This window comes from Mesorhizobium sp. B2-4-19 (genome assembly GCF_006441315.1).
GTDB lineage: Bacteria > Pseudomonadota > Alphaproteobacteria > Rhizobiales > Rhizobiaceae > Mesorhizobium.
In genome coordinates this window covers 1-12,406 of sequence record NZ_VFUV01000009.1, presented here as the reverse complement: position 1 = coordinate 12,406, position 12,406 = coordinate 1, and the positions used below count along the sequence as shown (strand labels likewise).

Below are 12,406 nucleotides of genomic sequence, written 5' to 3'. Positions count from 1 at the left end.
TCGGCTTTCCAGCAATTCCAGGGAAAAACGCATGGCGATTTTCCCTGAATTGCGTCTAACGTTTAGAGCCCCAGCGCGCCGGCGATCTTCGGCGCGGCTTCGTGCCAGTCCTGGACGACGATGACATCGTCCGGGACCAGCGGCAGGAATGCACGCAGCGAATTGTCGGCCATCAGGTGGAAAAGATTGGCGTCGGTGACCGATTCCCGCACCGACGCCAGATTGTGCGGCTGATCGTCGACGAAGGCCACCGGCCGGCCGGTCTTGCCGCGCAGCCTGGCCACTGCCGGTCCCTTGGCCATTTCGGTGGTCAGCAGCGGATAGTTCAGACCCAAGGCATCGAGATGCGCGCGGCGCACGGCACGATGTCGGTGCGGCATGGCCGTCAGCATTATGATTTCCGCGCGGTCGCCAAGCCTTGCCAAGGTTTCCGCGGCGCCGTCGGTTATGCTTTGCCAATCGGCCTGAGCGTCGAAGAAATCGCCCAGAAGTGCAGTGACTTCCGGCTGTTCGATCAGCCGGCCGCTGGCCGTTTCGGCAATGTTGCCGGTCAGCCGGAAGGACGCCAGCGTCAGGCCATAACCGCGCGACTTCAAGAAATGCGGGAAGGGGCGGATGAATTCGAGCACGACGTCGTCAACGTCGAGCACCAGCAGCGGCCGGTCGTCCGCGACAGTTCCTCGATCTGGCGCGCGGTCTCGGGATCATCGCTCATATGGAACGCTCGTGGTTGTCGTCGCCGAGCGGCAGTGCGCGCAACGCCTTGCCGACGGCGGCCGGCGGCGTGCCGGTTTCCTCGGCAAAGCGCATCAGGGTCGGCTCATGGGCAAGTATGAACTGCAGCACACCGGCCAAAAAGCCCGGCTCGCCTGCGGCCTTGCGGATCGAATGCGCCTCTATTCCGGTGATCGCCAGGAAGCGCGGCAACAGCTCCGGATCAGAGGCGACGAAGCCTAGCGCCTTCACGGCAATGGTTTCCGCCTCTTCGCGCATTGACGCCGCGTTTGCCATCACTACCTTCGGTACGTGGAATGAGTCTCTTCCGCAGTAATGGCAAGAGTTGCTTGCGGCAAGCCTTTACAGCGCCGCGCGCCGTTTGGACGCGCCGCGAGGCGAGGTGGAATTCGCGCTGCTTTGCAGCCCGGAGGTTTCCGTTTCGTCAATCATATTGCCGTATAGTGAAGCAAGCATATTGCCGTATAGTGAAGCAAGGTTTGGTGCGTTCAACCGGGAGCGCATGACGGCCACCTTCGAGCGGAAGGACGGCCGGGACGGGATGTCGATGCCTAAGAAGGTCATGATCGTCGAGGACAATGAGCTCAACATGAAGCTCTTTCGGGACCTCATCGAAGCGAGCGGTTACGAGACAGTGCGCACCCGCAATGGTCTGGAGGCGCTTGACCTGGCACGTCAGCACCGGCCGGATCTCATCCTGATGGACATCCAGCTGCCCGAAGTGTCGGGGCTGGAAGTGACCAAATGGCTGAAGGAAGATGACGATCTGCACGTCATCCCGGTCATCGCCGTGACCGCCTTCGCCATGAAAGGCGACGAGGAGCGCATCCGCCAGGGCGGCTGCGAGGCCTATATTTCGAAGCCGATCTCGGTGCCGCGTTTCATCGAAACCATCAAATCTTACCTGGGCGATGCCTGATGTCCCTTTCCAGCCGAGCCGGAGCCTTGTGAAATGACCGCGCGGATCCTCGTCGTCGACGACATCCCTGCCAATGTGAGGCTGCTGGAGGTCCGGCTGCTGGCCGAATATTTCGAGGTGCTGACCGCTACCAACGGGCCTGACGCCATCGAGACCTGCGAGAACGGCAAGGTCGATGTCGTGCTGCTCGACGTGATGATGCCCGATATGGACGGGTTCGAGGTCTGCCGCCGGCTGAAGAGCGACCCCGCGACGTCGCACATCCCGGTGGTGATGATCACCGCGCTCGACCAGGTTTCCGACCGCGTGCGCGGGCTCGAGGCCGGCGCCGACGATTTCCTGACCAAGCCGGTCAACGACTTGCAGCTGATGACGCGCGTCAAGAGCCTGGTCAGGCTGAAGTCTCTCACCGACGAGCTCAGGTTGCGGGCCTCGACGACGCGCAACATCGGCATCGAGGAGCTGCTCAGCCGCAATTTCGCGTCCGAGGACACGCCGCCGAAGGTGCTGTTGATCGACGAGCGCAAATCGTCTGTCGAGCGCATCCAGAAAATGCTGCGCGAGCGCGTCGACCTCGATGTCAGCGGCGACCCGCATGCCGGGTTTTTTCAAGCCGCCGAGACCTCCTATGAATGCGTGATGATCTCGACGGCCTTCGCCGATTTCGATCCGCTGAGGCTCTGCTCGCAATTGCGCTCGCTCGACCGCACCCGTTTCGTGCCGATCATCCTTTTGGCCGAGGAGGGCGAGGAGGAGCGCATCATTCGCGGCCTCGAACTCGGCATCAACGATTACCTGATGCGGCCGATCGACCAGCAGGAACTGACGGCGCGGCTGCGCACCCAGGTGCGCCGCAAGCGCTACAACGACCAATTGCGCGCCAGTGTCACCCAGACCATCGAGATGGCGGTGACCGATGGCCTGACCGGGCTGCACAATCGCCGCTATCTTGACAGCCATCTGCAGACGCTGTTCGACCGCGCCGTGGCGCGGCGCCGGCCGCTGTCGGTGATGATCACCGATCTCGACCGCTTCAAGTCGATCAATGATGCGTATGGCCATGACGGCGGCGACGAGGTGCTGCGGGAATTCGCGCGGCGGCTGCGCAAGAATGTCAGGGGTATCGACCTTGCCTGCCGGTTCGGCGGCGAGGAGTTCGTGGTGGTGATGCCCGATACCGACGGCACAGTGGCCGAGAGGGTGGCCGAGCGCATTCGTGCCGAAATCGCCCAGATGCCGTTCGTCATCGGCGCCGAGGGCAAGACGATCGAGGTCACCGTCAGCGTCGGCGTGTCGTCGGTGCTGAAGGGCGTGGACACAGTGGCGGCACTGATGAAGCGCGCGGATCTCGCGCTCTATGAAGCCAAGAGCGGCGGCCGCAACCGCGTCGTAGCCAAGGCGGCGTAGGCGTTCGCGACCGATTCCACGGTCAATCCAACAAGGTTAGCTATTTACCTTAATCCAAGTGATTCGCGAGCCTTGGTTAAGAAACTGTTGATTTTCAAAAGCTCTTGCGCAAATGTGAATGCCAAGACGAAGCCGGCACGAGGGTAGACAACCGGCTCGATCCTAGAAATACCCCATGATGCTCAGGTCCGCCGCATCTCCTGGGTCCGTGGGGTCGGCCGGCCGGCGCTGGCACATAGTGGCCTCCTCGTACCGCTGCCAAACGCCGACCGGCCCCCTTCCTCCAAACAGAACATCAGAACTTCGTGCCAAGGCACGAAGGCCTCTGATTATTTGCCTGTGAGCAATCCGGGCTCCCGACCTCGATCCACAGCCGTCGGCCGGCCAAAGCGATCGCAGAGAGTACCCCCTCCATTTCATACATATGGCGCACAAGGGGCTTGCGGCAAGACCAGGTTCCTCCCGTAGAAACCGCGCAGATCAAGCGTGAAAACGGGAGTGGCGATCAATGATTTCAGAGCATGCGGTGGTGATCGCCGGGGGCGGTCCGACAGGATTGATGCTGGCGGGGGAACTCGCTTTGGCGGGCATCGACGTTGCCATTGTCGAGCGGCGCGCAACCCAGCAGCTGGCCGGGTTGCGCGCGGGCGGCCTGCACACGCGCACCATCGAAGTTCTCGATCAGCGTGGAATTGCCGGTCGGTTTCTCTCGCAGGGGCAGAGCTTCCCGACCGTCGGCTTCCACATGATCCGTCTGGATATCAGCGACTTTCCCAGCCGGCACAACTACCTGCTGGCGCTGCGGCAAAACCATATCGAGCGGATGTTGGCCGACTGGATCGACGAGTTGGAAGTAGCGATCTATCGCGGACAGGAAGTCACCGGTTTCGCGCAGGATGATGGCGGCGTCGACGTAGAGCTGTCCGGAGGCCAACGGTTGCGGGCACAATACCTCGTCGGCTGCGACGGCGGGCGCAGCACGATCCGCAAGGCGGCGGGTATCGAGTTCCCCGGATGGGATCCGACGATGAGCTGGATGATCGCCGAGGTCGAAATGTCCAGGGAGCCGGCACTGGGCTTTCGCAGCGACGCCTACGGAATTCATGCGATAGGCAAGATCGAAGACAGCGACCGGGTGGGTGTCGTGCTGACCGAGAGACAATTGACCATCGGCGGCGAACCGACGCTGCAAGATCTTCGTGAGGCGCTTGTCGCTGTGTATGGCAGCCATTACGGGGTCCACAGTCCGACCTGGATCTCCCGCTTTACCGACATGACACGGCAGGCCGCCGCCTACCGCGACAGACGTGTCCTGCTCGCCGGCGATGCCGCGCACATCCATCCGCCGATGGGCGGGCAGGGGCTCAACATCGGCGTGCAGGACGCGGTGAATCTGGGGTGGAAGCTGGCCCAGGTGGTCAAGCGGACCTCACCGGAAAGCCTTCTCGACAGTTATCACGCCGAGCGTCATCCGATCGCCGCTCGCGTGCTGCGCAACGCGAAGGCACAGGTTGCGCTTCGCCGCATGGACGCCAGCACCAAGGCGTTGAACGACATCTTTACCGAACTGCTTGGCATGGATGAGCCGCGCAAACGGATCGCGGCGGAGATGTCCGGTCTGGGTATCCATTACGATCTCGGCGAGGGACATCCACTGCTTGGGCGGCGAATGCCCGACCTCGACCTGGCCACCGCCAACGGTCCGGTGCGGGTCTTCGGTCTGCTGCATGACGCCCGGCCGGTGCTTCTCAACTTCGGAGAACCAGGCAGGGTGGATATTGCGCCCTGGGCGGATCGGGTCCGGCAGATCGAGGCTGGATATGACGGCCCCTGGCAGCTGCCGGTTCTCGGGACGGTCGCCGCGCCGGCCGCCGTGCTGATCCGGCCCGATGGCTATGTCGCCTGGGTTGGGTTCGGGACCCAACAGGGGCTGGCTGAGGCGCTGACCACCTGGTTCGGGCCGCCCGCCAGCTAGCGGGTAGATGGAGGCGAGTCCAAGCGATGCCCTGAAGCGCATCGCGTGGCAGCTTGCGACAAGGCAGAAGCCGACAGCCCTCCTGACAATCGGTTGACAGGAGGTTTCATCTGTGCAGAAATTGGTTGGACCATTGGACCACTTGAAGTCGGGAGGATTTGTGGACCAGAACAGCCTGCCACCCATTCAGACGACGGCGCGCGATGACGCCGTGCTGAAGGCGTTGGTGGGTTTCGTTCGCGCCGAGGCCCTGCAGCCCGGCGACCGGCTTCCGACCGAACGCATCCTGGCCGAGCGGTTGAAGGTCAGCCGCAACACCGTGCGGGAGGCGCTGACGCGGTGGGAGGGACTTGGCCTTGTCGAGCGCCGGCAAGGCAGCGGCACCTATCTCAAGGCGGCTGTTTCGCCCGACATGCTGCACATGCCGCTGACGCTGGCAGGCGGCAACGACTTCACCAGCCTGATGCATACGCTTGAAATTCGCCGCGCGCTGGAAGCGGAGGCGGCGGCCCTTTGCGCCGAACGCGCCAGCCCCGCCGACATTGCCGAGATCATGCGCAAGCTCGACATCATGGAGCAGGCCTTCCGCACCCGCGACGGCATGTCGTCGGAAGAGGACTGGGAGTTCCACCAGGCGATCTACCGGGTCTCCGGCAATCCGCTGTTCGAGCAGATCATCGCCGCCATGCATGAGCTGTTCCATCGCTTCTGGGAGCATCCGCTGGGCGTGCGCGATTTCGGCCACGCCAGCTTTCCCTATCACCGCACCATCTACGAATGCATTGCCGCACGCGACCCGCAAGGCGCCCGTGCCGAGGCGCTCAAGCTGATCGCCACCGTCGAGGACGATCTCAAGCGCGGTGCTGCCAAACTCAAACTCTCGAGCCAGACATGAACGAGCATCCGACCGGTTTCGATCACGATTATCTTGCCGAGGCGGCGACATTGCTGGCGCATGATGAACCGTTTCCCGGCGGCGCGGTGGTGCCGCCGATCTATCAGACCTCGCTGTTCACTTTCGCCAGCTATGCCGAAATGGCCGATACATTTGCCGGCAAACGAAAGCAGCCGATCTATTCGCGCGGCGACAATCCGACCGTGATGGAGTTCGAAGCGCGCGTCGCCGCGCTCGAGGGCGCCGAGGCCGCGCGCGGCTTTTCCAGCGGCATGGCGGCGATCAGCGCCACCGTGCTTGCCTTCGTTGGGGCGGGCGAGCGCATTGTCGCCGTGCGCAACTGCTATGGAGATGCCTACCGGCTGTTCGAACGGTTGTTGCCGCGACTCGACATCAAGGTCGACTATGTCGACGGTTCCGATCCGGATGCGGTCGCGGCGGCACTTCCGGGCGCCAAGCTGCTCTACCTGGAAAGCCCGACCTCGATGATGTTCGAACTCCAGGACATCGCGCATTTGACCCGGCTGGCGAAAGAGCAGGGCATCGTCACCACGATCGACAATTCCTGGGCAACGCCGGTGTTCCAGAAGCCGATCTCGCATGGCGTCGACCTGGTGTTGCATTCGGCCTCAAAATATCTCGGCGGCCACAGCGACACGGTCGCCGGCGTGGTGGCGGGCTCGGCCGCCCATATCAAGCATATCAACGAGCAGACCTATTCCTATCTCGGCGGCAAGCTGTCGCCATTCGAGGCCTGGCTGCTGCTGCGCGGCCTGCGCACGCTGCCGCTGCGCCTGCCGCACCACATGAAGAGTGGCCTCACCATCGCCGAACGGCTGAAGGCGCATGCCCATGTCGAGCGCGTCAACCATCCAGCCTATTCGAACCATCCCGGCAAGGCGACACTGGCAGGCTATGCCGGGCTGTTCTCCTTCGAGTTGACGGACGACATCGACATCCCGGTCTTCGTCGACGCGCTGAAATATTTCCGCATCGGCGTCAGCTGGGGCGGGCACGAAAGCCTGGTCGTACCGGCCAAGGCGTCGCTGGAGCAGACGCCGGGACTGAATTCGATGGCGCGCTTCGGCGTCAGCCCCCGAACCATCCGCTTCAATGTCGGATTGGAAAGTGTCGAAGACCTCTGGGCCGACGTAGCCCAGGCCTTCGAAAAAGCCAGAAAATAACAAGCGGGTTCAAAATGGGAGTCTTGAACATGAAAAAACTGACCGTCATGCTTGCCACCGTTGCGGGGCTGGCAATTTCCACCGGGAGCGCGCTGGCCGATTCGACCCTGAAGATGGTCGAAGTCATCACCAGCCCGCCGCGCACCGAATTCCTGAAAAAGCAGATCGCCGAGTTCGAGGGCGCCAATCCGGGCGTCAAGGTCGAGCTGATCTCGCTGCCCTGGGGCCAGGCCTTCGAAAAGTTCCTGACCATGGTGCAGGCCGGCGACACGCCCGACGTGGTCGAGATGCCGGAACGTTGGATGGGCCTCTATGCCAACAATGCCCAGCTCGAGGATCTCGGTCCCTACATGGCCAAATGGGATGACGCCAAGACGCTCGGCGAGCGCGCCAAGCAGTTCGGCTCGACGGTCAACCACACGCAGTTCATGATCCCTTACGGCTACTATGTGAACGCGCTGTTCTGGAACAAAAAGCTGTTCAAGCAGGCCGGCCTCGACGGCCCGCCGGCGACACTTGACGAGTTCGTCGCCGACTCCAAGAAGATCTCCGCCATTCCGGGCAAATACGGCTACTGCCTGCGCGGCGGACCCGGCGCCTTCAACGGCATGCACATGTTTATGAACATCGCCCAGGGCAAGGGCGGATACTTCAACGAAGACGGTACCTCGACCATCAACGAGGAGGGCTCGGTCAAGGGCCTGCAGATGCTGGCCGACATGTACAAGGACGGCTTGGCGCCGAAGGATGCGGTGAGCTGGGGCTTCAACGAAACCGTCACCGGTTTCTATTCCGGCACCTGCGCCATGCTCAACCAGGATCCGGACGCGCTGCTCGGCATCGCCGACAAGATGAACGCCGACGACTTCGCCGTGGCGCCGCTGCCGGTTGGCCCGAGCGGCAAGTCCTATCCGACGCTCGGCTATGCCGGCTGGGCGATGTTCGCCAACTCGCAGCATAAGGACGATGCCTGGAAGCTGATGGCGACGCTGCTCTCGCCCAAGGACAATCTCGAATGGGCGAAGGAAGTCGGCGTGGTGCCGATCCACAACGGCGCCGACCAGGATCCGCATTTCAAGACCGAGCAGTTCAAGGGCTGGTTCACGGAGCTCAGCGACACCTCCAAATATGAAATGGTGACACCGCCGACGCATCTGGAAAACCTCGGCAATTTCGTCGACCAGGTGGCGATCAAGAATTTCCAGGAAGTGCTGCTTGGCCAGAAGACGGCCAAGGAAGTCGCCGACCAATGGGCTCAATTCCTGACCAAGGAACAGCAGGACTGGCTTGCGAAGAACAAGAAGTGACGCCTCTTCCTTCTCCCCGTTTACGGGGAGAAGGTGTCACGAAGTGATGGATGAGGGGCGGCGCCAAGTTATGAGAAGCTAGCGCCGCCCCCATCTGCCCGCCTGCATCTTCTCCCCGTCAAACGGGCGAAGGACGCTGTTTTGCCTTCCGGCACCCATTCCCCATCGTAGAGCCAAATCGATGACCTACGCCGTGTCCGAAATCCGATCCGCCGGCAAGCCGCGACGAAAGCGGCTGTCGCACGCCGCCATCGAACCCTGGCTCTATCTCAGCCCGGCGATCATTCTGCTGGTCGTGGTGCTTTTGGTGCCGCTGGTCATCGGCATCAGCTACTCCTTCCGCAAATTCTCGGCGTTCAAGTCGGAATATGTCGGGCTCGGCCAGTATCAGGCCATGCTGTCGGACCAGGTGCTGGGGCAGGCGCTGGTCAACACGCTATGGTGGACGGTCGCCAGCCTGTTCTTCCAATTCTTCCTCGGCCTTGGCCTGGCGCTGCTGCTCGACAAGCCGTTCCGCGGCCGCAAGGCGGTGCAGGCGCTGGTGTTCCTGCCCTGGGCGGTGCCATCCTTCCTGTCGGGCCTGACCTGGGCTTGGCTGTTCAATCCGATCATCGGGCCACTCCCGCACTGGTTGTTCGCGCTTGGGCTGAAGGCGGAACCGACCAATGTGCTCTCCGATCCTGCCACGGCCATGTGGGGGCCGATCGTCGCCAATGTCTGGTTCGGCATTCCGTTCTTCGCCATCACGCTGCTGGCGGCGCTGAAGTCCATTCCGTCCGAACTGCACGAGGCGGCGGCGATCGACGGCGCTTCGCCCTGGCAGCGTTTCACCAAGGTGACGCTGCCGTTCCTGGCGCCGACGATTGCCATCACGGTGATGCTGCGCACCATCTGGATCGCCACCTTCGCCGACCTGATCTTCGTCATGACCGAGGGAGGACCGGCCGGCTCGACCAACACGGTGCCGGTCTACATCTATGTCAGCGCCTTCAAGTCGCTGGACAAGGGCTATGCCTCGGCGGTGGCCGTGCTGCTGCTTGTGCTGCTGATTGCCTATGCCATCGCACTGATCGGCATCCGCCGCTCCCTGGTGAGGCACGTCTGATGATCGCGGGACGCTCAACCTCACAACGGTTCTTCGGCGGCGTCGGCCTCTACGCGGCAATCGCGGCCTATGTGGTCTTCGCCTTGTTCCCGATCTACTGGACGCTGAAGATATCGGTCACGCCGGAACGGCTGCTCTATTCCGAAGGCATCACCTTCTGGCCTTCGCACATGACGCTGCAGAACTTCGTCACCGTGCTCGAGGCCACCGATTTCCCGCGCTATTTCCTCAACAGCGTCATCGTCTCGGTGTCGACCGCGGCCTTGGTGACAATCATCGCAACGCTCGCCGGCTACGCCATGTCGCGCTTCACCTTTCGCGGCAAGGCGGCGCTGGCTTTGATGCTGCTTTTGACCCAGACCTTCCCGCTGGTCATGGTCATTCCGCCGATCTACCGCGTGATGGGACAGATCGGCCTGATCAACAGCCTGACGGGGCTGATCATCATCTACACCGCCTTCAACACCGCTTTTGCCACCTTCCTGATGCAGTCCTTCTTCGATGGCATCCCGAAGGACCTGGAAGAGGCGGCGATGATCGACGGCTGCACGCGTGCGCAGGCGATGCGCAAGGTGATCGTGCCGCTGACACTGCCCGGCATGGGCGCGACGCTCGGCTTCGTCTTCACCGCCGCCTGGAGCGAGCTCCTGTTCGCCCTGATGCTGATCTCCAGCGACGACCAGAAGACTTTCGCCGTCGGCCTGCTCACCTTCATCGGCAAGTTCGCCGTCGACTGGGGACAGATGATGGCGGCGTCCATTCTGGCGCTGATCCCGGTCTGCATCTTCTTCGCCTTCCTGCAACGCTATCTCGTCACCGGCCTGACCGCCGGCGCCGTCAAAGGATAGATCGATGGCCTCTGTTACGCTCGAAAAAGTCCGCAAGGATTACGGCGCCGTCCGCGTCCTGCACGCGGTCGATCTTGAAATCGCCGATGGCGAGTTCGTCGTCCTGGTCGGGCCGTCCGGCTGCGGCAAGTCCACGCTTTTGCGCATGATCGCCGGGCTGGAGGAGGCTTCAGGCGGCGAGATTCGTATCGGCGAGCGGCTGGTCAATGATGTGGCACCCAAGGACCGCGACATCGCCATGGTGTTCCAGTCCTACGCGCTCTATCCGCACATGGACGTGTCGAAGAACATGGGCTTCAGCCTGCTCCTGAAGAAGGCGCAGAAGTCGACGATCGATGCAAGGGTGGATGGCGCAGCCAAGCGGCTCGGGCTCGACACCTTCCTGCAACGCTTGCCACGGCAATTGTCGGGCGGCCAACGCCAGCGCGTCGCCATGGGCCGCGCCATCGTGCGCGATCCCAAGGTTTTTCTCTTCGACGAGCCGCTGTCCAACCTCGACGCCAAGCTGCGCGTGCATATGCGTGCCGAGATCAAGGCGCTTCACCAGCAGTTGAAGACCACTTCGGTCTACGTCACCCACGACCAGATCGAAGCGATGACCATGGCCGACCGGATCGTCGTCATGCATGACGGGCTGATCCAGCAGGTCGGCGCGCCGCTCGATCTCTATGACCGGCCGGCCAACATGTTCGTTGCCGGCTTCATCGGCTCACCGGGCATGAATTTCCTGCCGGCAACCGTGGAGAGGGCCGGAAAGGTGGACGCGATGCTTTCCGATGGCCAGAAGCTACGGCTGCCGGATGGCTTGCCACTCAAGGACGGCGACGCGATCACCATCGGCCTGCGGCCTGAACATATAAGGCTGGCCGATGACGGCGCGCTGCAGGGCGAGGTGGTGGTGGTGGAGCCGCTCGGGCTTTCGACGCAGTTCTACGTCAAACTGGCCAACCAGCAGCTCTGCGTCTTTGCCATGGGGCGGGCCGGCGTGAGGCCCGGCGACACCGTGCGGCTGGCGGCCGATCCGGCGGCGCTGCATCTGTTCGATCCGAAAAGCGGCGACCGCATCGACTGAAGGAGATTTCGGGCGGGGCCGAGGGAACCCAGCTCGCAGCCTCAGGCGGTGCGCTGCAATTGCCAGGGAGGTACCCTGCGTCACCAGATTTACGAGGTCCCTCGCTTCGAAAGGAGAAGCGGGTTTTCGTACCGCAAGGCTCCGCACCGTGCGGGCTACTTGTTGGGCTACCTCGGCGGCCGACTTTTCGGGAAAGGCACGATCGTCAGCGGCGACTTATGAAATTCCGCAGCCGCTATTTCTTCGATCATTACATCCAGCCTGGCGCGTATGCTTTGGCTTGTTTCGTCCTCGCCGCACAGGCGGTTTTGTGCGCATTCCAACAGCTCGCGCGCCGCTGCAAAGTCGCTTTGCATCGCAACACCCACTAGCCAACCCAACGCCTCATCGTCCTCCCACTTAGTTTAGGGATCACTAATGGATATGTTGGCAATTTAAGGAACGGCGGCTTCTGAGGTAGCCATATTGGCTACCCGACGCGTTATTCTTGGGCGCCATGCTGTCCGTCGCCTGTCTTAACGAAAACAATGACTTAGAAACAAAAACGCCGCCCGATGGGCGGCGTTTTTGATTGCAAGGGGAAACCAGATTACTTGATCTTGGTTTCCTTGAATTCGACGTGCTTCTTGGCGACCGGGTCGTACTTGCGGAACGACAGCTTGTCGGTCTTGGTACGGCTGTTCTTGCTGGTCACGTAGAAGAAACCGGTGTCGGCGGTCGACAGAAGCTTGATCTTGATGTTTGCGGCTTTGGCCATGGTATCAGTCCGTTTGTTCGTGGGGTTTTGGCCGCTGGAGCACGGGGAAACACCCGGACGCGGGAAACTTGGCGCGACACATAAAGAACGTGCCTGGAAAGTCAAGCCCGGTGGAGCTTCTTGTTGTAAGCACATGAGTTGTCCGGATTAGGTAGCACATGAGTTGTCCGGTTTTATCGCCAGCCAATGGAGGCTGGGGATG

Annotated in this window: 11 protein-coding genes and 1 pseudogene; 9 read left to right on the top strand and 3 right to left on the bottom strand. The window is 62.1% G+C overall.

From position 1 onward, the window contains the following. Nucleotides 1-62: 62 nt before the first annotated feature. Together FJ546_RS16765 and FJ546_RS16760 are read right to left on the bottom strand one after the other, a co-directional pair. Nucleotides 63-715: pseudogene (locus tag FJ546_RS16765) on the bottom strand (hypothetical protein). Beyond that, a complete protein-coding gene (locus FJ546_RS16760; RefSeq protein WP_032930433.1) occupies nt 712-1,011 on the bottom strand; it encodes a DUF3572 domain-containing protein in 300 nt (99 codons plus the stop codon). Before FJ546_RS16760 ends, FJ546_RS16765 begins: the two are co-directional and overlap by 4 nt. A gap of 271 nt (nt 1,012-1,282) precedes the next feature. Here FJ546_RS16760 and FJ546_RS16755 point away from each other — a divergent pair, with 271 nt between their 5' ends. From FJ546_RS16755 to ugpC, 9 genes are all read left to right on the top strand, one after another. Next, nucleotides 1,283-1,654, top strand: a complete 372-nt coding sequence (locus FJ546_RS16755; protein ID WP_006334976.1) for a response regulator — start codon at nt 1,283-1,285, stop codon at nt 1,652-1,654. Nucleotides 1,655-1,687: 33 nt separating this feature from the next. Continuing rightward, nucleotides 1,688-3,061 carry a PleD family two-component system response regulator gene (locus tag FJ546_RS16750; RefSeq protein ID WP_140890350.1) on the top strand — a complete coding sequence of 458 codons (1,374 nt, stop codon included), beginning with the start codon at nt 1,688-1,690 and terminating at the stop codon, nt 3,059-3,061. Nucleotides 3,062-3,569: 508 nt separating this feature from the next. Further along, nucleotides 3,570-5,036 carry an FAD-dependent monooxygenase gene (locus tag FJ546_RS16740; protein ID WP_140890349.1) on the top strand — a complete coding sequence of 489 codons (1,467 nt, stop codon included), beginning with the start codon at nt 3,570-3,572 and terminating at the stop codon, nt 5,034-5,036. Between the two features lie 160 nt (nt 5,037-5,196). After that, nucleotides 5,197-5,931 (top strand): FadR/GntR family transcriptional regulator, encoded by a 735-nt coding sequence (locus FJ546_RS16735; RefSeq protein WP_095772765.1) that lies wholly within the window; start codon nt 5,197-5,199, stop codon nt 5,929-5,931. Then, the gene (locus FJ546_RS16730; protein ID WP_140890348.1) at nt 5,928-7,115 is read left to right on the top strand and encodes a PLP-dependent transferase; all 1,188 of its coding nucleotides are present in this window, start codon (nt 5,928-5,930) and stop codon (nt 7,113-7,115) included. Before FJ546_RS16735 ends, FJ546_RS16730 begins: the two co-directional genes overlap by 4 nt. Before the next feature lie 29 nt (nt 7,116-7,144). Further along, a complete protein-coding gene (locus tag FJ546_RS16725; RefSeq protein ID WP_140890347.1) occupies nt 7,145-8,422 on the top strand; it encodes a sugar ABC transporter substrate-binding protein in 1,278 nt (425 codons plus the stop codon). 181 nt (nt 8,423-8,603) lie between these two features. Then, nucleotides 8,604-9,527, top strand: a complete 924-nt coding sequence (locus FJ546_RS16720) for a sugar ABC transporter permease (RefSeq protein ID WP_140890346.1) — start codon at nt 8,604-8,606, stop codon at nt 9,525-9,527. Beyond that, a complete protein-coding gene (locus FJ546_RS16715; RefSeq protein ID WP_038647036.1) occupies nt 9,527-10,375 on the top strand; it encodes a carbohydrate ABC transporter permease in 849 nt (282 codons plus the stop codon). The genes FJ546_RS16720 and FJ546_RS16715 overlap by 1 nt, the downstream gene beginning before the upstream one ends. 4 nt (nt 10,376-10,379) lie before the next feature. Beyond that, a complete protein-coding gene (gene ugpC / locus FJ546_RS16710; RefSeq protein ID WP_140890345.1) occupies nt 10,380-11,447 on the top strand; it encodes a sn-glycerol-3-phosphate ABC transporter ATP-binding protein UgpC in 1,068 nt (355 codons plus the stop codon). Nucleotides 11,448-12,036: 589 nt separating this feature from the next. On the opposite strand, the gene rpmG is transcribed toward ugpC, so the two are convergent. Further along, nucleotides 12,037-12,204, bottom strand: a complete 168-nt coding sequence (gene rpmG / locus FJ546_RS16700; RefSeq protein ID WP_006201775.1) for a 50S ribosomal protein L33 — start codon at nt 12,202-12,204, stop codon at nt 12,037-12,039. Between the last annotated feature and the right edge of the window lie 202 nt (nt 12,205-12,406).